Source organism: Burkholderia gladioli, assembly GCF_000959725.1.
GTDB classification, from domain to species: Bacteria; Pseudomonadota; Gammaproteobacteria; order Burkholderiales; family Burkholderiaceae; genus Burkholderia; species Burkholderia gladioli.
On the sequence record NZ_CP009323.1, the window covers coordinates 3,574,769 to 3,599,075 of the forward strand.

General features: G+C 69.3%; 23 protein-coding genes. 11 read left to right on the forward strand and 12 right to left on the reverse strand.

Annotated features, from left to right (window positions below; translation table 11 throughout):
• The first annotated feature begins 224 nt into the window (after nt 1-224).
• The 3 genes from BM43_RS33040 (at nt 225) to cobM (ending at nt 2,972) form a co-directional block, all read left to right on the forward strand.
• Nucleotides 225-1,442: a bifunctional cobalt-precorrin-7 (C(5))-methyltransferase/cobalt-precorrin-6B (C(15))-methyltransferase gene (locus tag BM43_RS33040; protein WP_036051679.1), complete on the forward strand. Its 1,218-nt coding sequence runs from the start codon at nt 225-227 to the stop codon at nt 1,440-1,442.
• Entirely contained in the window at nt 1,442-2,167 is a 726-nt protein-coding gene (locus BM43_RS33045) for a cobalt-precorrin-6A reductase (RefSeq protein WP_036051677.1), read from the forward strand. Before BM43_RS33040 ends, BM43_RS33045 begins: the two co-directional genes overlap by 1 nt.
• 70 nt (nt 2,168-2,237) lie before the next feature.
• Complete coding sequence (gene cobM / locus BM43_RS33050; RefSeq protein WP_025098775.1) at nt 2,238-2,972, forward strand: precorrin-4 C(11)-methyltransferase; 735 nt, start codon at nt 2,238-2,240, stop codon at nt 2,970-2,972.
• A gap of 73 nt (nt 2,973-3,045) precedes the next feature.
• Here cobM and BM43_RS33055 read toward each other — a convergent pair whose 3' ends face one another.
• Both BM43_RS33055 and acnB read right to left on the reverse strand, forming a co-directional pair.
• On the reverse strand, nt 3,046-3,750 hold the full coding sequence (locus tag BM43_RS33055) for a glutathione S-transferase N-terminal domain-containing protein (RefSeq protein WP_036051676.1): 705 nt from the start codon (nt 3,748-3,750) through the stop codon (nt 3,046-3,048).
• A gap of 183 nt (nt 3,751-3,933) precedes the next feature.
• Nucleotides 3,934-6,519, reverse strand: a complete 2,586-nt coding sequence (gene acnB, locus BM43_RS33060) for a bifunctional aconitate hydratase 2/2-methylisocitrate dehydratase (RefSeq protein ID WP_036051674.1) — start codon at nt 6,517-6,519, stop codon at nt 3,934-3,936.
• Between the two features lie 352 nt (nt 6,520-6,871).
• Between acnB and BM43_RS33065 the strand changes: the two genes are divergently transcribed.
• Nucleotides 6,872-7,714, forward strand: coding sequence for a M24 family metallopeptidase (locus BM43_RS33065; RefSeq protein ID WP_042283450.1), 843 nt, complete (start codon nt 6,872-6,874; stop codon nt 7,712-7,714).
• On the opposite strand, the gene BM43_RS33070 is transcribed toward BM43_RS33065, so the two are convergent.
• On the reverse strand, nt 7,683-8,666 hold the full coding sequence (locus BM43_RS33070; protein WP_063769129.1) for a LysR substrate-binding domain-containing protein: 984 nt from the start codon (nt 8,664-8,666) through the stop codon (nt 7,683-7,685). The two genes, BM43_RS33065 and BM43_RS33070, sit on opposite strands and share 32 nt — an antisense overlap.
• A gap of 244 nt (nt 8,667-8,910) precedes the next feature.
• Here BM43_RS33070 and BM43_RS33075 point away from each other — a divergent pair, with 244 nt between their 5' ends.
• Nucleotides 8,911-9,822, forward strand: a complete 912-nt coding sequence (locus tag BM43_RS33075) for a LysR family transcriptional regulator (RefSeq protein WP_036051672.1) — start codon at nt 8,911-8,913, stop codon at nt 9,820-9,822.
• A 218-nt stretch (nt 9,823-10,040) separates the two neighbouring features.
• On the opposite strand, the gene BM43_RS41455 is transcribed toward BM43_RS33075, so the two are convergent.
• The 6 genes from BM43_RS41455 to osmF form a co-directional block, all read right to left on the reverse strand.
• Nucleotides 10,041-10,202 (reverse strand): hypothetical protein, encoded by a 162-nt coding sequence (locus BM43_RS41455; RefSeq protein ID WP_155296499.1) that lies wholly within the window; start codon nt 10,200-10,202, stop codon nt 10,041-10,043.
• Nucleotides 10,199-11,839, reverse strand: coding sequence for a methyl-accepting chemotaxis protein (locus BM43_RS33080; RefSeq protein ID WP_036051670.1), 1,641 nt, complete (start codon nt 11,837-11,839; stop codon nt 10,199-10,201). The genes BM43_RS41455 and BM43_RS33080 overlap by 4 nt, the downstream gene beginning before the upstream one ends.
• A 514-nt stretch (nt 11,840-12,353) precedes the next feature.
• The gene (locus BM43_RS33085; RefSeq protein WP_036051668.1) at nt 12,354-13,121 is read right to left on the reverse strand and encodes an ABC transporter permease; all 768 of its coding nucleotides are present in this window, start codon (nt 13,119-13,121) and stop codon (nt 12,354-12,356) included.
• Nucleotides 13,118-14,056 carry an ABC transporter ATP-binding protein gene (locus tag BM43_RS33090; RefSeq protein ID WP_036051665.1) on the reverse strand — a complete coding sequence of 313 codons (939 nt, stop codon included), beginning with the start codon at nt 14,054-14,056 and terminating at the stop codon, nt 13,118-13,120. The genes BM43_RS33085 and BM43_RS33090 overlap by 4 nt, the downstream gene beginning before the upstream one ends.
• Nucleotides 14,053-15,249: an ABC transporter permease gene (locus tag BM43_RS33095; protein ID WP_036051662.1), complete on the reverse strand. Its 1,197-nt coding sequence runs from the start codon at nt 15,247-15,249 to the stop codon at nt 14,053-14,055. Before BM43_RS33095 ends, BM43_RS33090 begins: the two co-directional genes overlap by 4 nt.
• On the reverse strand, nt 15,246-16,196 hold the full coding sequence (osmF, locus tag BM43_RS33100) for a glycine betaine ABC transporter substrate-binding protein OsmF (protein WP_036051659.1): 951 nt from the start codon (nt 16,194-16,196) through the stop codon (nt 15,246-15,248). The genes BM43_RS33095 and osmF overlap by 4 nt, the downstream gene beginning before the upstream one ends.
• A gap of 416 nt (nt 16,197-16,612) precedes the next feature.
• Between osmF and BM43_RS33105 the strand changes: the two genes are divergently transcribed.
• Nucleotides 16,613-16,807: a DUF3562 domain-containing protein gene (locus BM43_RS33105; protein WP_025098794.1), complete on the forward strand. Its 195-nt coding sequence runs from the start codon at nt 16,613-16,615 to the stop codon at nt 16,805-16,807.
• A gap of 178 nt (nt 16,808-16,985) precedes the next feature.
• On the opposite strand, the gene BM43_RS33110 is transcribed toward BM43_RS33105, so the two are convergent.
• Both BM43_RS33110 and BM43_RS33115 read right to left on the reverse strand, forming a co-directional pair.
• Complete coding sequence (locus BM43_RS33110) at nt 16,986-17,624, reverse strand: LysE family translocator (RefSeq protein ID WP_036051657.1); 639 nt, start codon at nt 17,622-17,624, stop codon at nt 16,986-16,988.
• Between the two features lie 93 nt (nt 17,625-17,717).
• Nucleotides 17,718-18,692, reverse strand: a complete 975-nt coding sequence (locus BM43_RS33115) for a GGDEF domain-containing protein (protein ID WP_036051656.1) — start codon at nt 18,690-18,692, stop codon at nt 17,718-17,720.
• Nucleotides 18,693-19,090: 398 nt separating this feature from the next.
• Between BM43_RS33115 and BM43_RS33120 the strand changes: the two genes are divergently transcribed.
• From BM43_RS33120 to BM43_RS33130, 3 genes are all read left to right on the forward strand, one after another.
• A complete protein-coding gene (locus BM43_RS33120; RefSeq protein ID WP_042286841.1) occupies nt 19,091-19,291 on the forward strand; it encodes a hypothetical protein in 201 nt (66 codons plus the stop codon).
• Nucleotides 19,292-19,329: 38 nt separating this feature from the next.
• Nucleotides 19,330-21,459: a phosphocholine-specific phospholipase C gene (locus BM43_RS33125; RefSeq protein ID WP_036051651.1), complete on the forward strand. Its 2,130-nt coding sequence runs from the start codon at nt 19,330-19,332 to the stop codon at nt 21,457-21,459.
• Nucleotides 21,460-21,768: 309 nt separating this feature from the next.
• Nucleotides 21,769-21,987: a hypothetical protein gene (locus BM43_RS33130; protein ID WP_013697934.1), complete on the forward strand. Its 219-nt coding sequence runs from the start codon at nt 21,769-21,771 to the stop codon at nt 21,985-21,987.
• A gap of 113 nt (nt 21,988-22,100) precedes the next feature.
• Here BM43_RS33130 and BM43_RS33135 read toward each other — a convergent pair whose 3' ends face one another.
• Nucleotides 22,101-22,529, reverse strand: a complete 429-nt coding sequence (locus BM43_RS33135; RefSeq protein WP_036051648.1) for a CBS domain-containing protein — start codon at nt 22,527-22,529, stop codon at nt 22,101-22,103.
• Between the two features lie 152 nt (nt 22,530-22,681).
• Between BM43_RS33135 and BM43_RS33140 the strand changes: the two genes are divergently transcribed.
• Together BM43_RS33140 and BM43_RS33145 are read left to right on the forward strand one after the other, a co-directional pair.
• Nucleotides 22,682-23,233 (forward strand): hypothetical protein, encoded by a 552-nt coding sequence (locus tag BM43_RS33140; protein WP_036051646.1) that lies wholly within the window; start codon nt 22,682-22,684, stop codon nt 23,231-23,233.
• A gap of 234 nt (nt 23,234-23,467) precedes the next feature.
• Nucleotides 23,468-24,022, forward strand: a complete 555-nt coding sequence (locus BM43_RS33145) for a DUF3005 domain-containing protein (protein ID WP_036051645.1) — start codon at nt 23,468-23,470, stop codon at nt 24,020-24,022.
• The last annotated feature ends 285 nt before the right edge of the window (nt 24,023-24,307 follow it).

The following is a 24,307-nucleotide window of genomic DNA, read 5'->3' on the forward strand; positions in this document are numbered from 1 at the left end:
CGCGAGGCACGCCGCGCCTTGCCCGGGCAGCGTGTCGAAAACCGCCGGCGGGCAGGCCATCGGGCTCGTCAGGCTGCTTTCGGGCGGATTGGGCGCCGGCGAACGAGGCTGTATTATGCCTGCTTTCACCTGGCCGAGATACGCCGCGCGCCCCGGCGCGAGGCGGGTCGGGCGTATCGGGGACAGCGATCGGACGAGGGCGGGACAGGCATGGAGAGCAGGGCATGACGGCGTGGCTGACGGTGATCGGCATCGGCGACGACGGTTTCGAGGGGCTCGGCAAGCGGGCCCGGCGCGCGCTGATCGACGCGGCGGTGGTGGTCGGCGGCGAGCGTCATCTGGCGATGCTGCCGGGCTGTCTGCGCGCGCGCCGCGAGCCCTGGCCGAGGCCGTTCGAGATCGCGGCGCTGCTGGCGCGGCGACCCGAGCCCACCTGCGTGCTGGCCAGCGGCGACCCGATGTTCTACGGCATCGGCGCGACGCTGGCGCGGCAACTGCCCGCCGAGGAACTGCGCGTGCTGCCGGCGCCGTCCTCGGTTTCGCTGGCGGCCGCGCGACTGGGCTGGGCGCTGCAGGAGGTGGAGGTGCTGTCCTGCGTGGGCCGGCCGCTGGCCACGCTCATGCGGCAACTGCATCACGGCCGGCGCCTGCTGGTGCTCAGCGCCGACGGCAACACGCCGGCCGCGCTCGCGCGGCTGCTCACCGAGGCAGGTTACGGCGCCACGCGGCTCAGCGTGTTCGAGCACCTGGGCGGCCCGGCCGAACGGCGCATCGACGCGCTTGCCCAGGCCTGGCCCGCCGGGACGGTGGCCACGCTGAACCTGGTGGCGCTCGATTGCGTGCGCGCGGCCGACACGCCGCCGCTGCCGCTCACGCCGGGCCTGCCCGACGAGGCCTATCGACACGACGGACAACTGACCAAGCGCGACATGCGCGCGATCACGCTGGCGCGGCTCGCGCCGACGCCCGGCGAGCTGCTGTGGGATGTCGGTGCCGGCTCGGGCTCGATCGGCATCGAATGGATGCGCGCGCATCCATCTTGCGCGGCGATCGCGATCGAGGCCGATGCCGAGCGCCGCGAGATCATCGCCTTCAATCGCGAGCGGCTCGGCGTGCCGGGCCTGGCGATCGTCGCGGGCCGCGCGCCCGAGGCGCTGGCCGGGCTGGCGGCGCCCGACGCGATCTTCATCGGCGGGGGCGGCAGCGAGGCGGGCGTGCTGGCCGCCTGCTGGGCCGCGCTGAAGCCGGGCGGCAGGCTGGTGGCGAACGCGGTGACCCTGCAGGCCGAGACCGCGCTGCTGGCCTGGCGCGAGCAGCACGGCGGGGCGCTCACGCGTATCGCGCTGGCCAATGCGGCGCCGCTCGGCGGTTTCGATACCTGGCGGCAGGCCTTGCCGGTCACGCTGTACGAGGTCCGCAAGCCAATTGGGGAGGCTGCCTGATGCGCGTGCTGCTGCTGGGCGGCACCGGCGAGGCGCTCAAGCTCGCGCGCACGCTGGCCGCCACCGACGTCTACAGTCTCGCCGGGCTCGGCAAGGTGCCCGAGGACCTGGCCTGCGCGGTGCGCGTGGGCGGCTTCGGCGGCGCCGAGGGGCTGGCTGCCTGGCTGAGCGAGGCCGACATCGGCCTGGTGGTCGACGCGACCCATCCCTATGCGGCGCGCATCAGCGCCAATGCGGCCGAGGCCTGCCGCGCCACCGGCACGCCGTTGTGGGCGCTGTGCCGCGAGGCCTGGCGGGCGCGCGAGGGCGACGACTGGCGCATGGTCAGCGGCTGGGACGCCTTGACGGCCGCGCTGGCGCCGTATCGGCGGCCCTTCTTCACGTTGGGCCGCGAGCCGCTCGCGCATCTCGACGAGATCCCCGCGCATCAGCATTGGGTGATTCGCTGCCTCGACGCGCATCCGGGCAATGCGCGCGCGCGGGTGATCGCGGCGCGCGGCCCGTTCAAGCTCGAGGACGAGCGCGCGCTGTTCGCCCTGCTCGGCGTCGACGTGCTGGTCAGCAAGATGAGCGGCGGCGCGGCCACCGAGGCCAAGCTCGAGGTGGCGCGCGAGCGGCGCCTGCCGGTGCTGATGATCGAGCGCCCCGCGCTGCCCGAGGCCGATCGCGCCTTCGACGATCCCGCCGCGCTGGCGCAGGCGCTCGCCGCGCTGCGCCAGGCATGAATCCAGGCCGGCGCGGCTCGACCGGCGCCGGCGCTGCGACAAGCGAAGGAACCCAAGGAGAAAACCACAGATGACGGTGTATTTCATCGGCGCCGGGCCGGGCGACCCCGAGCTGATCACGGTGAAGGGCCAGCGCCTGGTGCGCAGTTGCCCGGTGATCCTCTACGCGGGCTCGCTGGTGCCCGAGGCCGTGCTCGACGGCCATCAGGCCCACACGGTGGTCAATACCGCCGAGCTCGATCTCGATGCGATCGTCGCGCTGCTGGGCGCGGCGCACGCGCGCGGCGAGCACGTGGCACGCGTGCATTCCGGCGACCCCTCGCTGTACGGCGCGATCGGCGAGCAGATCCGGCGCCTCAAGGCGCTCGGGATTCCCTACGAGATCGTGCCGGGGGTGACGGCCACGGCGGCTTGCGCTGCCACGCTCGGCGTCGAGCTGACCCTGCCCGAGGTGGCGCAGACGGTGATCCTGACGCGCTACGCGGGCAAGACCACCCTGCCCGAGGGCGAGGCGCTGGGCGGGCTGGCCGCGCATCGCGCGACGCTGGCGATCCATCTGGGTGTGCGCCATCTGGCGAGGATCGTCGAGGAAGTGCGCCCGCATTACGGCGACGATTGCCCGGTCGCGGTGGTGTATCGCGCCAGTTGGCCGGACGAGACGCGCGTGACGGGCACGCTGGCCGATATCGTCGGAAAGATTGCCGGCACCGCGATCGAGCGGACCGCGCTGATCCTGATCGGGCGCGTGCTCGACACCGATCGCTTCGCCGATTCGACGCTCTACGCGAAGGCTTCGAAGCCATGATGAAGGGGCGGGCACCGGGCCCGCCCGAAGCGCCGGCCGCCGCCGCGAGCGCGACGGCCGGGCAGGGCGCGTGTCAGTCGCGCGCCGGGATGGTCAGGCCGCGCTGCACGGCCGGCCGCGCCACGAAGGCTTCCAGCGCGCGCGCCACGTTCGGGAAGTGCTCGAACTCCACCAGCTCGCGCGCCTCGTAGAAGCCGATCAGGTTGCGCACCCACGGGAAGGTGGCGATGTCGGCGATGGTGTATTCGTCGCCGGCGATCCAGGTGCTGGTGGCCAGCCGCGTCTCCAGCACGCCGAGCAGCCGCTTCGATTCGCCGACGTAGCGATCGCGCGGGCGCTTGTCCTCGTACTCGCGTCCGGCGAACTTGTGGAAGAAACCGAGCTGGCCGAACATCGGCCCGATCCCGCCCATCTGGAACATCAGCCACTGGATGGTCTGGTAGCGCGCGGCCGGATCGGCCGGCAGCAACTGGCCGGTCTTCTCGGCCAGGTAGAGCAGGATCGCGCCCGATTCGAACAGGCCGAGCGGCTTGCCGCCGGGGCCGTTCGGGTCGATCAGCGCGGGGATCTTGTTGTTCGGGTTCAGCGACAGGAACTCCGGCGAGAACTGGTCGTTCGCGTCGAAGCGCACCAGGTGCGGCTCGTAGGGCAGGCCCAGTTCCTCCAGCGCGATCGAGACCTTGACGCCGTTGGGCGTGGGCAGCGAGTAGAGTTGGATGCGGTCGGGATGCTGCGCCGGCCATTTTTTCGTGATCGGGAAGGCGGACAGGTCGCTCATGGGATGGCTCATGGGGTTTGGTGGTTTCGCGATGGTATACGGAAGCGCGGAGGGTTGCCGGGGAGGACGGGCACCGGCCGACCCCTGGCGCACCGCACAAAAAAGGCGCCGCGGGCAGTGAGCCCGCGGCGCCTTTTTCACCTCGCGACAGCGCCAACCTCACGCCGCACGCGATTCACCCATTCAGGCCTTGACCGTATCGGCCACGTCCTTGAAGTCGGAGATCTGGTCGAAGTTCATGTACTTGTAGATCTGATCGCCATTGGCGTTGAGCACGCCCATGTCGGCCATGTACTCCTCCTTGCTCGGGATCTTGCCCAGGCGCGAGCAGATCGCCGCCAGTTCCGCCGAGCCGAGATACACGTTGGTGTTCTTGCCCAGGCGGTTCGGGAAGTTGCGGGTGGAGGTGGACATCACCGTCGCGCCTTCGCGCACCTGTGCCTGGTTGCCCATGCACAGCGAGCAGCCCGGCATTTCGGTACGCGCGCCGGCGGTGCCGAACACGCCGTAATGGCCTTCCTCGGTCAGCTGCTTTTGGTCCATCTTGGTCGGCGGGGCCACCCACAGCTTGACGGGGATGTCGCGCTTGCCTTCCAGCAGCTTCGAGGCGGCACGGAAGTGACCGATGTTGGTCATGCACGAGCCGATGAACACTTCGTCGATCTTGGCGCCGGCCACGTCCGACAGCGTCTTCACGTCGTCCGGATCGTTCGGGCAGGCCACGATCGGCTCGTGGATGTCGGCCAGGTCGATCTCGATGACGGCGGCGTATTCCGCGTCGGCATCCGGTGCCAGCAGCTGCGGGTCGGCCAGCCACTGCTCCATCGCCGCGATCCGGCGCTGCAGGCTGCGCGGATCCTGGTAGCCCTCGGCGATCATCCACTTCAGCAGCGTGACGTTGCTGTTGAGGTACTCGATGATCGGCGCCTTGTTCAGGTGCACCGTGCAGCCGGCGGCCGAGCGCTCGGCCGAAGCGTCCGACAGCTCGAAGGCTTGCTCGACCTTCAGGTCCGGCAGGCCTTCGATCTCGAGGATGCGGCCCGAGAAGATGTTCTTCTTGCCCTGCTTGGCCACCGTCAGCATGCCCTGCTTGATGGCGTACAGCGGGATCGCGTTGACCAGGTCGCGCAGCGTCACGCCCGGTTGCATCTTGCCCTTGAAGCGGACCAGCACCGATTCCGGCATGTCCAGCGGCATGGTGCCGGTGGCGGCCGCGAAGGCGACCAGGCCCGAACCGGCCGGGAAGCTGATGCCGATCGGGAAGCGCGTGTGCGAATCGCCGCCGGTGCCGACCGTGTCGGGCAGCAGCATGCGGTTCAGCCAGGAGTGGATCACGCCGTCGCCCGGGCGCAGCGCGATGCCGCCGCGGGTGCTGATGAAGTTCGGCAGGGTCTGGTGGGTCTTCACGTCCACCGGCTTCGGATAGGCGGCCGTGTGGCAGAACGACTGCATCACCAGGTCGGCCGAGAAGCCCAGGCAGGCCAGGTCCTTCAGCTCGTCGCGCGTCATCGGGCCGGTGGTGTCCTGCGAGCCCACCGAGGTCATCTTCGGTTCGCAGTAGGTGCCCGGGCGCACGCCCTGGCCTTCCGGCAGGCCGCAGGCGCGGCCGACCATCTTCTGCGCGAGCGAGAAGCCGCGACCGCTGTCGGCCGGCTGCTGCGGCAGGCGGAACAGCGTCGACGGGGCCAGGCCCAACGCCTCGCGCGCCTTGGTGGTCAGGCCGCGTCCGATGATCAGCGGAATCCGGCCGCCGGCGCGCACTTCGTCGAACAGCACTTCGGACTTGACCTGGAATTCGGCGATCACTTCGCCGTTCTTCAAGGCCTTGCCTTCATAGGGGCGCAGCTCGACCACGTCGCCCATCTCCATCTTCGAGACGTCGAGCTCGATCGGCAGCGCGCCGGCATCTTCCATGGTGTTGTAGAAGATCGGGGCGATCTTGCTGCCCAGGCACACGCCGCCGAAGCGCTTGTTCGGGACGTAGGGGATGTCCTCGCCGGTGAACCACAGCACCGAGTTGGTGGCCGACTTGCGCGAGGAGCCGGTGCCGACCACGTCGCCCACGTAGGCAACCAGGTGGCCCTTTTCCTTCAGCGATTCGATGAACTTGACCGGGCCGCGCTTGCCGTCCTCTTCCGGCGTGATGCCGGGGCGGGTGTTCTTCAGCATCGCCAGCGCGTGCATCGGGATGTCGGGGCGGGTGGTGGCGTCCGGGGCCGGCGAGAGATCGTCGGTATTGGTTTCGCCGGTCACCTTGAAGACCGTGATGGTCAGGCTCTGCGGCACTTCCGGGCGGCTGGTGAACCATTCGGCGTCGGCCCAGCTCTGCAGCACGGCCTTGGCGTGCGCGTTGCCCTGGTCGGCCAGTTCCTTGACGTCATGGAACTGGTCGAACATCAGCAGGGTTTTCTTCAGCGCGTCGGCGGCCACGGCGGCGACCGCCTCGTCGGACAGCAGCTCGATCAGCGGCTGGATGTTGTAGCCGCCCAGCATGGTGCCGAGCAGTTCGGTGGCGTGCGCGCGAGAGATCAGCGGGCTGGCGGCCTCGCCCTTGGCGACGGCGGCCAGGAAGCCGGCCTTCACGCGCGCGGCTTCGTCCACGCCGGCAGGCACGCGATGGGTGATCAGCTCGAGCAGGGTCTGCTCTTCGCCGGCCGGCGGGTTGGTCAGCAGTTCCACCAGTTCGGCGGTTTGCTGAGCCGTCAGCGGCAGGGGGGGAATACCGAGCGCGGCGCGGGCGGCCACGTGAGCGCGATAGTTTTCAAGCATGGGGGAACCTGCTGGCATTGTGTTTCAGGGGAAGGCGCGTCAGACGCCCCGAGAACTGCCCCGGGCACGGCTTCGGACGGCATTTTAATCGTCGCATGAGGGTGTGTCAAACATCTTATATCTTATATAAGAGTTGGGAGTCGACGCACGCAGAGGCCGGCCATTCGGCGCGATGCCGACAGGGCACGGCGAAAATCCTTCACATCAGTTGTGAAAACCTATCGTTGGACGAGGCGGCACTCGAAATCCAATACTTCCTCCATGTCGAAGCGATGGATCAGCTGCTCGACACGAGGTTGCGATCCGCTTGGAGATCGCAACATGCGTTCAACCGGAAAAGCAGGATAAGAACATGAGCCACGATATCGATTACAACAAAATTTCCATCAAGACTCCTGAGGAAATCGCGATGCTGCGCGCCGCGGGTCGCATTGCTGCCCAGGTCCTGCAGGATCTCACGCCGCATATCCAGCCGGGCGTGAGCTCGCGCCAGATCAACGACCTGGCCTACGACCTGATCGTCAACAAGTACCACGCGGAAATCGATCGGGAGGATCTCGCCGGCTACGATTCGAGCCAGTACGCCTGCATCTCGATCGCGCATAACGAGAATGCCTTCAGCGGCGAACCGAGCGACTTGCCGCTGAAGAAGGGCGATCTGTTCGGCGTCGACGTCAGCATCAAGAAGGAAGGGTGGTGCGGCGACACCCAGCGCATGTGGATCGTCGGCGAGGAGACCAGCGCCGAGGCGCGGTTGTTGATGGCGGTCGGATACCAGGCCATGTGCCTGGGCATCAGCCTGGTCCGCCCCGGCGCGAAGGTGCAGGATATCGCCCGCCGCGTGCAGGCCTATGTCGAGTCGTTCGGGTTCTCGATGCTGCGCGTGCCGAGCGGAACGGGGCATTCGATCGGCCAGGTCCACGCGGACGGATGGCTGATTCCCTACTACGACTCGTCCATCAACGAAGGGCGGGTGCTGGAGAAGGGCATGGTGATCACGGTCGAGCCGTTCATTTGCGCCGGATCCGGTGCGGGCATCCGCCTGAACAACGTCACGCGTTCGGCACAGACCGCCGACAAGTCGCTGGCCGTCTACTGGGAGCACGTGGTCGCGGTCACCGAATCCGGCTGCGAAGTGCTGGATCTGCGCGACGGCGAGGACGTCACGTTCTACGACGCGCGGCTTCGCGCCTGAAGCGCGGCATGCCCGGCATATCCGTCGGATCGTCGTGCGGTGGCGGCGGTGACGCTTGCCCCGTCTGCTGGATCATGTCCTCCAGCCAGGCGACGAACTGCAGGATGGCGGCCTGCTTGCGCGTGTCTTCGCGCCAGCACAGATGGTAGTCGAGATGGGAGGGGATCCGGGTGTGCCCGACCTGCACCAGTTTTCCCTCCCGCAGGTAAGGATGGATCAAGCGCTCCCTCAGCATGGCGACACCCTGGCCCGCGAGGGCGGCATGCAGCAGCGATGCCGCATCGTCGAACATCGGACCCGATTCGGGGGCGACGGCATCGAGACCGGCGGCAAGAAAAAATTCCTGCCACGAGCGACCGGAGAAGCGCAGCAGCGGAACGCGAACCAGGTCGATGGCCGTCGCCAGTGGCGGGTGCCGGTCGAGGAACCCCGGCGTGCAGACTGCGATCACCCGATCCTCCAGCAGTTTCCGCGACTGGAATCCGTGTCGATCGACGCTCTTGTGCCAGATGCCGATATCGGCTTCCTGCGCGTCCGAAGCATCGCGGGTATGGCGCACCGAGATCGAGAGATCGAGATGCGGGTGCCGGCCGTGGAAGGCCTCGAGCGAGGGGATCAGCCACGCGGTCGCGAAGTCCGCCATGACGCTGAGCTTGAGCGACAGACGCCGCGGCCGGTCGGCCTGTCTTGCCTCCTGCAGTGCCGATTCGATATCGGTCAGCCCCCGGCGCACTCGCTCGGCCAGCCGCGTACAGGCGGTGCTCGGAATCATCCGCGACTGCGTGCGCGTAAACAGTGCCGTCTCCAGCATCGATTCGACCTGCCGGATCTGATGGCTGATCGCACTGTGCGTCAGGCAGAGTTCGTTGGCGGCGGCGGTGAAGCTGTGGCAGCGTTCGGCCGTTTCGAGCGCGCGCAGCGCGGCGAGATTCAGGCGGATTCGTTCGGTCATGGGGAGCCTGGAGCGAGTTGGGGCATGGTGGGCGTGCGTGCTGTTCCTCGGAAATCCCGATCCGCCCGCATCGACTGCTGCATGATGGCGTCCATGCTAGGAGGCCGGCTCGGCCATGGCAAATTCATACTTTTGATGGCCTGATATATATTTCATCAATATCGCCAGGCTCGATCCGATGCCGCGCTCGGGCCTTCGAGGCAAGGCCGTTGCGGCGCAGCCAGGCCCTTCGAGGTTTCCGCCCGTGAGCACATCCATCACCCTGCGCCAGATCGAATACTTCGTGTCCGTCGCCGACACCGGGCAGATTTCCCAGTCGGCGAACCTTTGCGCGGTGTCCCAGTCGTCGATGACGATCGCCTTGAAGAAGCTCGAGGACGCGGTGGGCACGACCCTGCTCCAGCGTCATTCCAGAGGGGTTCGGCTCACCCAGGCGGGCGAGCGCTTTCTGCGTCATGTGCAGCACGCGGCGATCTCGGTCGATCGCGCCGTCGCGGCGGCGCAGGAGGTGCCCGAGCAGGTCGCGGGGCAGGTTCGCATCGGCGTGACCGAAACCATCTCGGCCTACCTGATGCCCTCGCTGATGTCGGCCGTTGCCGAGCGTTTCGGCAAGCTGAACGTGAGCATCGTCGAAAGCGAGCGGGAGACCATCGAGGCGATGCTGGCCGACGATCGCCTCGATATCGCGCTGCTGCTGGTATCGAACACGGCGGAAGTCGAGGGCCTGAGGTACGAGACGATCCTTCGCTACGCCCGCCGCCTGTGGACCCGTCCCGATCATCCGCTGCAGGAGGCGTCGCGCGTCACGCTCGAGGATGTCGCGCGCGAGGACTACCTGCTGCTGGACATGGACGAGCATCTGCGCACGGTCGGCAGGTACTGGGGAAGCTACGGTATCGCGCCCAGGGTCCGGATGCAGAGCCGATCGATCGAAGCGGTCAGGAGCCTGGTCGCGCTCGGACACGGCGTCACGATCCTGTCGGACCTGGTTTATCGCCCCTGGTCGCTGGAGGGCAACCGGATCAGCCGCCGCGAGCTGAGCGTGACGGTGCCGACCATGGATGTCGGCGCGGTCTGGCGGCGGGCAGGGAGCGTGTCGACGCCCTGTCGAGCCTTGCTCGATCTGTTCCGGTCGTGGCGGAAAACGGCACCGTAATGGCGGCCCGGCCCGGCCCGGCTGAGCGCCGTCGGCATCGTCACGTTCGGGCGCTTGCGCCAGCATGAAAAAAAGGCGGCTGCCCCGCGCCGCGTGCCATCACGCCGCTCGGGGCAAGCCGCCCGGAACGCATCGGAACGAAGATGGCCTTCTCGTTCCGACGCCGCGGACCGCTGCCGGCCGGGGCCGACGCCCGAGCTCGCGCCGGCAGCGGCTCCTCAGAGCGCACGCGGCATCGGCCGCCGCTCGCGCGGCGCGCGCCAGCGCGCGTGCCGCAGGCAGTGATGCAGGGCATCGCCGCGCCGTGCCAGGCCGCGTCGCCGGGCGCCGCGCGCGGCCTGGCTCGCGCCGTCGCGAAACAGGCAGGGCGCGGGGCTCATGCCGGCACCATGCGCCAGTTGGCGCGGCCGGCCCGGCGCTCGCCGCCGTCGAGGCCATCGATGCCGCTCGCCCGTTCCTGCGCGATCCGGAAGGTCGCCACCGTCTCGTCGAGTTGCCGTCCCTGGGTCTCCAGCGACTTCGAGGCCGCCGCGGCCTGCTCGACCAGGGCCGCGTTCTGCTGGGTGGTCTCGTCCATCTGGGTGATGGTCAGGTTGACCTGGTCGATGCCGCGGCTCTGCTCGGAGGAGGCGGCGGCGATCTCGCCCATGATGTCGGTCACGCGCGCCACCGCCTGGGTCACCTCGTTCATGGTCCTGCCGGCCTCGTCGGCGAGCACGGCGCCGTCCTGCACGGTCTGCACCGAGGCCGTGATCAGCTCCTTGATCTCCTTGGCCGCGCCCGAGGAGCGCTGGGCCAGCGCGCGCACCTCGCTGGCCACCACCGCGAAGCCGCGGCCCTGTTCGCCGGCGCGCGCCGCCTCGACCGCCGCGTTGAGCGCGAGGATGTTGGTCTGGAACGCGATGCCCTCGATCATGCCGGTGATCTCGGCGATCTTCGAGGAGCGTTCTCCCAGGTCGTTCATGGTGTCGACCACGCGCCCCACCGCGTGGCTGCCGCGCTGCGCGACCTCGGAGGCGCTGCTGGCCAGCGTGCTGGCCTGCTGGGCGTTTTCCGCGTTCAGGCGCACGGTCGAGGTGAACTGCTCCATGGTGGCCGCGGTTTCCTGCAGCGAGGCCGCCTGTTCCTCGGTGCGCTGGCTCAGGTCGACGTTGCCGGCGGCGATCTCGCCCACCGCCAGCGCGATGCCCGAGCTGCCCTCGCGCACGCGGCTGACGATGCCGGCCAGGCGCGTGTTCATGGTATTGAGCGCGTCGAGCAGGTCGCGCGTCTCGTCGTGGCCGCGCACCTCGATGTGGCTGGTCAGGTCGCCGTCGGCGACGGTGCGCGCCACGCGCACCGCCTCGGACAGTGGCCGCGTGATCGAGCGGGTGATCGCCACCCCGGCCAGCGCGGCCAGCGCGAGGGCCGCCGCGCAGATCCCCAGCATCAGGTTGCGCGCGGTGTCGTAGCGTTCCACGCCGGCCTGCGCGAGCGCGCTCTCGCGTTCGCGCGTGTAGCTCGCGTAGGCGTCGGTGGCGCGCACCAGCTCTGCCAGCAGCGGCCGGCACTTGTCGTCGATCGCGGCGATCGCGTCCTCGCGCTGGCCGGCCAGCGCCTGCTGGACGATCGCCAGCGCCACCGGCCCGTAGCGGCTCTCGACGTTGGCGATGTCGGCGGCGAGTTGGCGCGCCTCGGGCGTGGTGTCGCTCGCACTGGCGAGCAGCGACTGGAGCTGGGCCAGGTAGCGCTGCACGTCGGCATGCGCGCGCTCGACGTCGGCTTTTTCCACGGCGATATCGTCGGGCTTGGTCACCAATACCAGGTTACGCGCCGCGATCGCGCGCCGGTCGACCGCCATGCGGATCTGCGCCGCGGTATTGGCGCGCGCGTTCACGCCAGCCGTGTAGCCGGTGAAGGCGAGATTGGCGTCCGAGAGCGCATGCAGCGCGAATGCCGAGACGCCCACCACGATCGCCGCGAGTATGCCGAAACCGCCGAGCAGTTTATGTTTGATGCCCAGCCTGGGAATTTTCATGGTGGCCTCTTCAATTGGGGTTCGAGACGAAAACGGGCGTGACGAGTGCCTGTCGTAATCGCGTTAACGGGACATTTGTTTCTTTCTTTACCTTCCGGAACCCGAATAGTGTTGACCCCGATCATGAAAATCGCACGGCGATACTAAATAGCTTATTCATAGGCGAAAGTGCTTGATGGTAGAGGAATTCAAGGATGCTTTCTGGAATATTAAAAGCGTGGCCGGGCAGGCAATTTCGGGAGGATGATCAGTCAATCGTTTGCGCACCAATTGTCATACGAGAGATTTCATTCCCGTATTTCAGGTAGTAACGGATGAATATCGGGATCGAAAGCATTTCGGAAAATCGATAGGAGAATATGGAAAACGCCATCGATTATTCATGGATGAAACGATCGATTGATTTTTGCGGGGAAATCGGCGGATTGGCGCGCGGCGCGAATCGTTCCTGGCGAATGCCGCGGCCTTGCCTCGATCGTGCCGGCGCCGAATGGCGCGGCGCGCGGCGGCTGGATCAGCCGCGCGTCGTCCGTGCGCCTGCCGCACCCTGGGCGGGCGCAAGCCACCGGCCGGCGAAGCCGAGCGCGTCGTAGACCAGCACCGCCAGCAGCGCCACGATCACGCCGCCTTGCAGCACGAAGGCGGTGTTCGAGGTCTGCAGGCCGGCGATGATCACGTCGCCGAGCCCCTTGGCGGCCACCGTCGAGCCGATCGTCGCGGTGCCGAGGTTGATCACCACGGCCAGCCGCACGCCGTTGAGGATCACCGGCGCGGCCAGCGGCAACTCGATCGACAGCAGCCGCTGCCGCTCGCTCATGCCCATGCCGCGCGCGGCCTCGAGGGTGGCGGGCGCGATCGAGCCCAGGCCGGCGAGGGTGCTCTCGAACACCGGCAGCAGGCCGTAGAGCGTCAGCGCGAGCAGCACCGGCTTGGCGCCGAAGCCGACCGCCGGCACCGCCAGCGCGAGCACCGCCACCGGCGGGAAGGTCTGGCCGAGGTTGGCGATACTGCGCGCCACCGGCAGGAAATCGGCGCCGGCCGGGCGCGTCACGGCGATCCCGGCCAGCATCGCCAGCGCCGAGCCGATCAGGCTGGAGGCGGCCACGATCGCCAGGTGGGAGAGGGTGAGATCGACCAGGCTCGCGCGGTCGTAGATGGCCGGCGCGCCGTGCTCGGCGAGCGGCGCGAACAGCGGCTGCAGCCAGTCGGGCCGCCCGATCAGCACCAGCAGGGCGGCCAGCGCGGCGAGCCGCGCCAGGGCGGCGAGGGCGCGGCCGCTCATGCGCCGCTGCGCGCGTGCGCCACCAGCGCCGCGAGCGTGATGCGCCGCGCCGGCTCGCCGGGCGGTGCCGTTACCGGCAGCGCGTCGGCGCCGCGCCAGAGCAGCTCGGACAAGGCATCGCGCAGCGAACTCGCGCCGTCGACCGGCGCGCCGCTGGCCTGGCCCGGCTCGGCCAGGCGCGCCACCGGCGTCAAGGCCAGCAGCCGCAGCGGCCGTTCCGCGCCGGCCACCAGGCGCTCCACGAAGCCCGGCGCGGGGCGTGCCAGCAGCTGCGCCGGTGGAGCCGCCTGCAGCAGCTTGCCGCCGTCCATCACGGCGATCTGGTCGCCCAGCCGCAGCGCCTCGTCGATGTCGTGCGTGACCAGCACCACGGTGACCTTCAGGCGCCGCTGCAGGGCCGCCAGGTCGTCCTGGGCCTTGCCGCGGATCAGCGGGTCGAGCGCGCCGAACGGCTCGTCCATCAGCAGGATGGCCGGCTCGGCGGCCAGCGCGCGCGCCACGCCGACACGCTGCTGCTGCCCGCCCGAGAGCTGGTGCGGCAGCTTGTGGCGATACACCGAGGGATCGAGGTCGAACAGGTGCAGCAGTTCGTCGACGCGCTCGGCGATGCGCGACTTCGACCAGCCGGCCAGGGTCGGCACGGTGGCGATATTGCGCGCCACGCTCCAGTGCGGGAACAGCCCGTGGCCCTGGATCACGTAGCCGATGCCGCGCCGCAGCGTCTCGCCGCGCAGCGTGGCGGTGTCGACGCCGTCGATGCGGATGGTGCCGGCGCTCGGCTCGATCAGGCGGTTGATCATGCGCAGCAGGGTGGACTTGCCGCTGCCCGAGGCGCCCACCAGGGCGGTGACGGTGCCGGGCGCGATCTCGAGCGAGACCTGGTCCACCGCGAGCAGCGAGCCGAAGCGGCGGCTCACGCCTTCGATTTCGATCATGCCGGGTTCCGTTGCGTCAGTTGTGTCAGTTGGATCGCGGCGTCGAACAGCACCGAGATCACGAAGGCCAGCGCGATGGTGGGCAGCGCGCCGAGCAGTACCAGGTCGGTGGCGGCCTGGCCGAGCCCCTGGAAGATGAAGGTGCCGAAGCCGCCGCCGCCGATCAGCGCGGCCACCGCGGCGAGCCCGACGTTCTGCACCAGCACGATGCGCAGCCCGGCCAGGATCACCGGCAGGGCCAGCGCCAGCTCGATGTCGAGCACGCGCTGGCGGCGCGTCATGCCCATTGCCGCGGCTGCCTCCACCACGCCGGGATCGACGCGATCGATGCCGACCACCACGCTCGAGACGATCGGCAGCAGCGCGTAGAGGAACAGCGCGACCAGGGCCGGGGCCGGGCCGATGCCGCTGATGCCGAGCGCGGCTGCCAGCGGCAGGTGGGCGGCCAGCAGGCCGAGCGGCACCATCAGGATGCCGAACAGGGCGATGCTGGGGATGGTCTGGACCACGTTGAGCACCGGCATCAGGGTGGCGCGCCAGGCCGGCCGGTGCGCGCAGCCGATGCCCAGCGGCAGCGCCACCGCGAAGGCGGCGAAGGTCGAGCCGGCCACCAGTTCGAGATGGCGCAGCGCCTCGGTCCAGAAGGTATCGGCGCGCACCGCGTATTCCTGCATCACCGACAGGCCGTCCCAGATGCCGCTGGCCAGCGCCGCGCCCACCGCCGCCAGCGCGACCACCAGGGCCAGCACGCGCCGCGCGGGCGACAGGCCGAGCCGCGCCAGCGCGTCGGCGATCAGCACCGCGAAGGCGAACAGCAGCAGCCAGGCGCCGGCGGCCGGCGAGATCCGCGCGATCGCGGCCGAATCGGCATCGACCAGCCGCGCGGGCGCCGCGCCGAGCCAGTAGCCGAGCCAGGCCAGCGCGAGCGCGCCCGCCAGCGCGCGCCGCAGCGGCCGGCCCGGCAGCAGCGCGAGGGCGGCCGCCGCCAGCCAGCCGGCGATCGCCAGCGCCGCGAGCGTGCCGGGGAAGGCGGCGAGCACGCCGAGCCCGTGGCCCGGCACGATCCGGTTGGCGCGGAAGGTCACGAAGGGCAGGGCCAGCGCGCCGAGCACGGCCAGCATGACCAGCACGCCGATCCGGTCGAGGCGCGGGGAGGGGGCAGCGTTCGCCGCGGGCGCGGCGGCCTCGCTCATTGCACGAAGCCCTTGGTCTTGAGGTAGGTGGCGGCGACGTGCGCGGCCGGTTCACCGTTGATCTGGATCCGGCTGTTGAGTGTCTGCAGGGTCTTGAGGTCGAGGCTGGCGAATACCGGCTTGAGCCAGTCGGCGATCTGCGGATGCGCCTTCAGCACCGCCTCGCGGATCACCGGCGCGGGCGCGTAGACGGGCTGCACCTTCTTGTCGTCGTCGAGCAGCACCAGCCCCGAGGCGGCGATCGCGCCGTCGGTGCCGTAGACCATCGCCGCGTTGACGCCGTCGGTCTGCGCGGCGGCCGCGCGGATGGTGGCGGCCGTGTCGCCGCCCGAGAGCACCAGCAACTGGTCGGGCTTGAGCTTGAAGCCGTAGGTCTTCTCGAACGAGGGCAGGGCCGAGGCGCTGTTGACGAACTCGGCCGAGGCGGCCAGCTTGACCTTGCCGCCGCCGGCGATCCAGCGGCCGAACTCGCTGAAGGACTTCAGGTGCTGCTGGCTGGCCAGCGGGCCGAGCACCGCGATGCCCCAGGTGTTGTTGGCCGGCGCCGGCGCGAGCCAGACCAGGTGGTTGGCCGAGTAGTCGAGCCGCTTGGCTTCGGCGTAACCCTTGGCGGCATCCTTCCAGACCGGGTCGTCGGTCTTGTTGAAGAAGAACGCGGCGTTGCCGGTGTATTCGGGATAGATGTCGATCTCGCCTGACGTGAGGGCGCGGCGCACGATCGGCGTGGCGCCCAGGCTGATCTTGTCGACCACGGCCAGGCCGTGCGACTTGAGCACCTGCGCGATCAGGTTGCCGAGCAGGCTGCCTTCGGTATCGATCTTCGAGGCGACGGTGATCGAGTCGGCGGCCTGGGCGTTGCCGGCGGCAAGGCCGGCGCCGAGCGTGACGACGAGCGACAGGGCGGCGGGCAAAGCCGCGACGAGGCGGCGGCGAACGGCGAAATCCATCGTGGTACGGCCTCCGGTGGGGACGGTCGGGAAACGTGGCGCGGGTCGCCAAACGGCGTCCAAGGTACTTGACTGGGGCGGCTTTGGCAAACGGCACGGGGGCAGATCGCCCGCGCTCGCGCCGCGGGCGGGTGGCTGGCGGCGGCGAGGCATGCATCGTGCGACGGCCGGAACACGGCGCGCGACGAACGCGGGATGCCTCGCTCGGGGCCGGACCGCGCGCGAGCCGCGCCGGGCCTAACGCCCGGCTTCCTGGCGCGATTCTCGGGCAATTACCGACGATGACACCGCGAAATCCATAGCGCGATTCAATTTGCGCAACGGATAGCAGCGTCGTTCAATGTGCTTCCCGCCGTCGTCGGGCCCGTTGTCGTTATTGTCCGTCCCTCGTTCGTCCATCCCCTGGAGCGCAACACATGGCCGCGCAGATCAACGTCGAAGAGATCGTCGAATCGATCGCCTCCGAAACCCGCATGCCGAAGGAAACCGTTTCCGAACTCTACGAAAAGACGCTCGCCGAATATCGCGACGGCGCGCGCATCCTCGACTACGTCGCCCTGCTGGCCGCCAAGCGCGTGCGCGACGACCTGCGGCAGCAGAAGCGGCACTGACGGGCCTTCGCCCGTCGCCGCCACCCTGGCCATTCCTCGTCATCCATGAAGTGGAACGCGTGCCCGTCGCGACGGGCGGCGCGCGATGGCCTGCGCGCCGGCATTTCGCGAGCCGGGCCCCGGCTTCGCGTGCCTCGGCTGCATGCGGGGCCAGGCCGGCTTGCCGCCGGCCTCGCGCTCACAGCCCCGTGCCGCGGGCGTTGAGGATCAGGCGCAGCCCCAGCGCGGCGATCGCGCCGGCGGCCAGCCGGTCGATCACGCCACGGGCGCGCAGGTACAACTCGCGCGGCCGGCGCGTCGAGAAGCCGAGCGCGACGATGGTGTACCAGCCCATCTCGATCGCGAACACGGCCGGCGGCAGCACCAGGTAGGCGATGAGCGGCGGATGCGCGGGCAACAGCGCCGCGAAGATGCTGCCGTACCAGATCGCCGTCTTCGGGTTGCTCAGCTGGGTGGTCAGGCCGACGCGCAAGGAGCGCAACGGCTGGCCGCCATGCCGGGCGATATCGGCGTCGAACGCGAAGTCGCGCTTCGCGCCGCGCCAGATCTGCAGCGCCAGGTAGAGCAGGTAGAGCCCGCCCGCCACCTTCAGTCCCACATAGAGCCAGGCCACCGAACGCAGCAGGGTATAGAGGCCCGCCAGCGCGATGCCGGCGAACACCAGGCCGCCGATGCCCATGCCCAGCGCGGTGGCGAGCCCGTCGCGGCGCGACAGCCCGATCGCGTTGCGGGCCACCAGCACGAAGCTCGGCCCGGGAATCATGGCGCCCAGCATCAGCGCGGAAAGAATGGCGACGAATGAAGCGGCAACCTGCATCGAATGACTCCTGGTGGAACGAATGAAGCGGACAAGGGGGGATTCTCGCGCGATTCGGTGGCAATCGGCGAGCGCGGCGCGCGGCCGAGGCGATCAGCGCGAACCGCCCGACTTGCGGCGATGCTTGTCCGCGTACATGCGCGTGTCCGATTCGGCCAGCAACTGCTCGACCGATGGATCCTCGCGCGGGTCGTAGTCGACGTGGCCGACGCTGAAGCGGATAGCGTAATCGAGCGAGGCCTGTTCGGCGCGCGCGTCGAGATTCTCGCGCAGCCGCTCGACGATGCCGGGCGCGTCCACTTCGTGCGAGGTGATCAGCAGGGCCACGAATTCGTCGCCGCCGAGCCGGCCGACCACGTCCATCTCGCGCAGCACGGTGCTCAGCGAGCGCGCGAACAGGGTCAGCGCGCGGTCGCCCTCGGCATGGCCGTAGCGGTCGTTGATCTGCTTGAAGTCGTTGAGGTCGAAGAACAGCAGCGAGGCGCGCCGGCCGCCGCGCTTGCAGGCGTTCAGCGCATGCCGGGCCAGCACCTCGAAGCCGCGCCGGTTCGACAGCGAGGTCAGCGCGTCGAGCGTGGCCATCTGCACCGCCGCCACCTCGCGCTCGGCCAGTCCGGCCAGGTCGCGCAGGTGGGCGAGATCGTCGGGGTCGACCTCGCGCGAGCGCGTGTCGATCAGGCATAGCGTGCCGAGATTGGTGCCGTCGGGCAGGGCCAGCGGATGGCCCGCGTAGAAGCGGATGCCGGGCGCGCCGGTCACCAGCGGGTTGTCGGCGAAGCGCGGGTCGAGCGTGGCGTCGGGGATCACCAGCGTCTGTTGGGACAGGATCGCGTGCGCGCAGAAAGACACGTCGCGCGAGGTCTCCCGCACATCGAGCCCGAAGCAGCTCTTGAACCACTGGCGGTTCTCGTCGACCAGCGAGACCAGGGCGATCGGCACATCGAAGATTCGTCTCGCGAGCCGGGTGATCCGATCGAAGCGTTCCTCGTCCGGGGTGTCGAGCAACTGCAGGCTGCGTAGCTTCGCGAGCCGCGAGGCTTCGTCAGCGGGAAGGGGGGCGCTGGACATGCGATCTCGTCTCCCTGAATGTCGTGGCCGATGCGGGTGCCGATCCGAGCATGCCGCGAGCGTCTCGATGCGTGCCGGAACCCTGTCACACATCGTAGTGCATTCGCCTCGATCCCGGAACGGGGCGGCGGGCGAAACGCTGGCGGGGTTTGCCCCGATTCGCGCGCCGGGGAATCCACCGCTGCCGTCCCGATCTGCCCCGTCCCGCTTCCGAAATACTTCCGAGAAGCCTTCCAATGTCACCCGCCGAGCCCCGCGGGGCTCGGCTTGGCGGGGCTCGAACACCGCGCTGTAACAATCGGTCATTATCGTCACGCGGCGCGCGCAACGTGGGTGAGCGGTGCCGCGTCCCGGACGCGAGCCCGCGTCCGCCGGATATCATTCGACGGAGAAAACCCATGCAGACGCCGGCACTACGGCACCTGATCCTGACCGGCAGGCTCGCGAGCGCGGCGCTGCTCGGCGCATGCAATGGCGACGGCACCTCGTCGGCGCCCGCCACACCGAACGCGCCGCCGCCCAAGGCGGCCTGCGGCAACGGCGCGGTCGCGACCGCCCAGCTGCATTGCCCGCCCGGCTTCACGGCGCCGAAATCCTGAGCGCCGCACCACGACGACCGACATCATCAGGACCCCACATGGTCACCCAATCCCGACGCGATTTCCTGAAGTTCTCCGCCAGCCTGGCGGGCGCCACCGCTGCCACCACGCTGTTGCCCGAATCGATCCGCAAGGCCCTGGCCATCGAGCCGGCCACGGTCACGGGCACCATCCAGGATGTGCAGCACATCGTGGTGTTCATGCAGGAGAACCGCTCCTTCGATCACTACCTCGGCCACCTGAGCGGCGTGCGCGGCTACAACGACCGCTTCCCGGTGACCCTGCCCAACGGCCAGCCGGTCTGGTTCCAGCCTCGCAAGGAAGATCCGACCAAGGTAATTGCGCCGTTCCGCTACGACACCACCAACCCGGCCGTGAACGCGCAGTGCATCGGCGGCCTGCCGCATACCTGGGCGACCACCCACGGCGCGATCAACCACGGCCGCGGCGACCAGTGGGCGGTGCAGAAGACCAACATGACGATGGGCTATCACGTGCGGGACGACATTCCGTTCCACTACGCGCTGGCCGATGCCTTCACCGTCTGCGACCACTACTTCTGCTCGATCCCCGGCAACACGCACCCGAACCGCATGTACCTGATGACGGGCATGGTCGATCCGCTCGCCACCGGCGGCGGCCCGCTGCTCGACAACACGGACTACATCGATAACCAGTTCGACGCGATCCAGCTCCAGCCCTTCTCGTGGACGACCTATCCCGAGCGGCTCGAGAAGGCCGGCATCTCCTGGCAGGTCTACCAGCAGGGCACCGGCTTCGACAACTTCACCGGCAACTACGGCACCAACATGCTGGCGGCGTTCCAGAACATCGTGAACGCGCCGGCCGGCTCCTCGCTGCAGCAGCGCGGCAACAGCACGCGCACGCTGGACCAGCTCAAGGCCGACGTGCAGGCCAACGCGCTGCCGCAGGTGTCCTGGCTGCTGCCGCCGGCGGCCTACTCGGAGCACCCGAAGTTCACGCCGCTGTACGGCGCGAACTACATCTCGACGATCCTCGACGCGCTGACCTCGAACCCCGAGGTGTGGAGCAAGACCGTCCTGTTCATCATGTACGACGAGAACGACGGCCTGTTCGACCACATGGTGCCGCCGCAGCCGCCGACCTTCATCGCCAATCCGCCCGTCAACGTCGGCGCGAGCACGGTGGATGTGTCGCTGGAGCGCCACAACGTGGTGACGGCCACCCAGCAGGGCACCTATACCGCCGACACGCTGCCTTACGGCCTGGGGCCGCGCGTGCCGATGTTCGTGGTCTCGCCCTGGTCGAAAGGCGGCTTCGTCAGCTCGCAGGTGTTCGATCACACCTCGGTGCTGCAATTCATCGAGCAGCGTTTCGGCGTGAAGGAAACCAATATCTCGCCGTGGCGCCGCGCGGTGTGCGGCGACCTGAGCTCGACGCTCGATTTCACCAAGTCGGACGCGAGCTTCCCGAGCCTGCCGAACACCGCGAACTACGTGGCCACGGCCGACCTGCAATGCGCGCTGCCGACCTCGCAGGCGGCACCGGCGGCCACCGCCGCGCCGAGCATCGCCGCGCAGGAGCCCGGCACGCGCCTGGCGCGCGCCACGCCCTACGAACTGCACGTGAACGGCCAGTTGACCAACGCCGGCTACACCATCACCTTCGCCAACGGCGGCACGGCGGGCGCGCACTTCTGGGTCTACACCAACGACGCCACGGCGATGCCGCGCGCCTACACGGTCGAGGCCGGCAAGCAGCTCTCCGACACCTGGGCGCTCGACGCCGGCGGCGGCTACGTGGTGCATGTATATGGCCCGAACGGCTATTTCCGCCGCTTCATCGGCTCGGCCTCGGGCGAGGCCGCCGCGCATCCGGACCTGACGACCTGCTACGACGTGGCCAACGGCAACGTCTACGTGACGTTGGCCAACGGCGGTAGTGCCGCGATGACGGTGACGGCGGTCGACCTGGCCTATGGCCAGGCCCCGCGGACCCTGACGATCCCGGCCGGCAAGAGCGTCGAGTCGCATTGGGACCTGTCGTGCAGTGCCTCGTGGTACGACCTGCAGTTCACGGTGGCCGACAACCCGTCCTGGCTGCGCCGCATCGCCGGCCACGTCGAGACGGGCCGGATCAGCACCACCGATCCGGCCGCCAAGGCGCCGGTGACCAAGGCGATCTGAGCCGGCGCGGCGCGCTCGTCAGGCCGTGGGCCGGGCGGGCCGCCTGCCGCCTCCACGGCGCGAGTCCCGCGAAGGCGGCTCGCGCCGTTTCCGTTTTTGCGCCCTCATTTCCTTCCGGCGGCCGGCGCACCTGCGTGTTGCGTGAAACCGACAGCTCGATGCAACTCCGCGTCCGGCGCGGCCTTGCGCCGCCGCACCCAGCGGGGCGGACGGGCGGCATCGCGAGGCATATGCAGGCCACCCTAGGTGGAAACCCTAGGTAAAAACCCTGAGCTGAGCTAGAATGGCGCCTCAAAGGAGGATTGAGGGATGCCTCACCGTTTCGTCGTACTCGAAAAGATCGCTTTCTCGCTGGTCGTGATGTCAGCAGTTGCCTGCACCGCCTTCATCACCTACGAACGCTGCCCCGACGACGTGCGCGACGCGCTCGACGCGGGCAAGGACATGCTGGCCACCAGCGCGGCTGGTTATTCGATCGCCTGCGCCTCGGCCGATCCGAACGCCTGCATCGGCCTGCCGACCTACTGATCCCGCTTCGGGCGCCGCTTTTCCGTTCCGCTTCGGCCCCGCCTCGGTTCCGTTCCGATCCCGCCCGGTTTTCTCCGCTCGACACGTCCTGCAAGCTCGCTCGTGGCCTGGTCTCAGCGTCCCGGCTGCGAGACCCGCTCCAGCGTATTCGACACTTCCTCGCGCGAGGCGCCGCCCGCGCGCGTCGCGATATCGCCCAGCGAGAGCATGCCCACCAGCCTGCCTTGCCCGTCGACGACGGGCGTCCTGCGAATGCGCGCCTCGGCCATGCGCTGCTGGACCGCGTCGAGATCCTCGTCGTCGCGACAGCAGACCGGCCGCCGCGTGAGCACCTCGCCGATCGCCTGGTCCGGGCCTACCTCGCCGGCCAGCGCGCGCACCGTGAGGTCGCGATCGGTCACGATGCCGACCAGCCGGCCGCGCTCGCAGACCGGCAGCGCGCCGACGTCGTAATACGCCATGTGCTGCGCCGCGTGCCGGATCGTGTCGTGCACGGCGACCGACACGACATCGCGCGACATCACCTCCCTTACCCGAATCATGGTCGAGCCTCCCGGTGGTTCCATGTGGATCGACGTCGAGCGCGCAAGCCGCGTGCCGCGCGAGGCCGGAAGGCGAGTGTGCCGCAGCCGGCACGGCCCTTGCGGCATCGAGAGCAGGGGCGCGAGGCGCCGGCTCGAACCAGGAGGACATCATGGCGATGATCGTGACAGGCAACTTCCACACCTTCAACGACGCCGAGAACGGCCGGCGCCGCCTGCTGGACCGGCAATTCCGGCGCGACGACATCTCGATCTTCTTCCTCAACCCGAGCGGCCAGCACGGGCGCTTTCCGATCGGCGGCGACGTCTATGCCGATTCGGCGGCCAAGCCGGGCGGCCGCGGCGCCATCGCCGGCACGCTGCGCGGCGTCGCGCTCGGGCTGCTGCTGGGGCTGGTCATCTACGCGATCGGGCACACGCCCTGGTGGGTGCCGGTCGCCACCACGCTGGCCGGCGCCTACGTCGGCGCGTTCGGCGGCGCGCTCTCGCGCATGCGTGGGCGGGCCGAGGAGGGCACCGGCACGCTGGAGCGCACCGAGCACGGCGTGGTGCTGGCCGCGCATGTCGACGAGGCCAATGCGGGCGCCGCCGAGGAGATCCTGCGTTCCACCGGCGCCCTGTCGGTCGAGCGTTGCGACGGGGACTGGCAGGATGGCCGCTGGCGCGATTTCGACCCGACGCGACGCCCCGACGAGGCGCCTTGAGGCGCGGGGTCGGAGCAGGGCGCCGGTCCCTGGAAGATTTGCAAACCAGGATGTAGTGGAGGCAGTGGCCACGCGAGACGCCGCCGCCTGGCGGCGTGCCGGCGCGGCATGCGATTTGCGTGATCTGTGGGAGCAGAGCGCGAGGCGCCCGCCATCCGCGGCGCCTCGCGCCGTCCCGCAACCATCGAGCCGAACGCCGGGGGCGTTGCATCCCGGTGATGGCAAGGAGCCCGAATGAAACCGGTCAAATCGAATCCCTATCCGCAGCAACAGCACGAGAAGGTCGGCGAGAGCCCGGTGAAGACGCCGGCCGCCGGCAAGGACCAGCCGGACGCGAGCGCGCAGGCCAGCGGCTTCGCGCGCAACCAGACGCCGGAAACGGTGGCCGGCAAGACGCCGACCGGCCTGCCGCCGATCGAGCGAGGCGAACGCGGCGACCAGCATGCCGACCCGGTGCGCCGCGCGGCGGCGCGCATCACCTCGCTCGACAATGCCAACATGGCGAGCACCGACAATTCCGTCGACGTCGACGGCAAGGGGCAGGAAGCGCGTCGCGAGGCCTCGCCGCTGCAGGACAACGTGATTCATTCGAACGCCTCGCTCGACGACAGCACCGCGCCGCCCGACGAGGGGCTGGGCGGCATCGACAGCCAACCGCGCGCCGAGGTGCTGGCCCGGCCCGGCTGGGCGGTACGCGACCAGGGCATGGTGATGGTCGATCATCGCGAGGGCAACGGCATGCGGCGTGCCGAGCGCCTGTTCAGCTTCGAGCGCGACGGCTCGCACTGAGGAGGCTGAAGCGGCACCGAGGCGGCATCGACGCGCCGGGAATGTGCACCACGATTCGCTTCGCATGACGGTGGTGGCCCGCAAACCATCGCGAGCCTGAACTTCCGCGCGTTCGTCCAGCGTGCCTGCGCCGCCGCCACCATCGCCGCCACCGCCGTTCCGGCCCCGGCCGCGAACGGCGTTTCATGCTACGCTTGCGCCCGGCCTACGCCAGCCTGGGCCCGCCGCCCTCGCATCGATCGCGCGAGGCCGGCCGCCTGGACGGCCCGATCCATCCGATCGGCG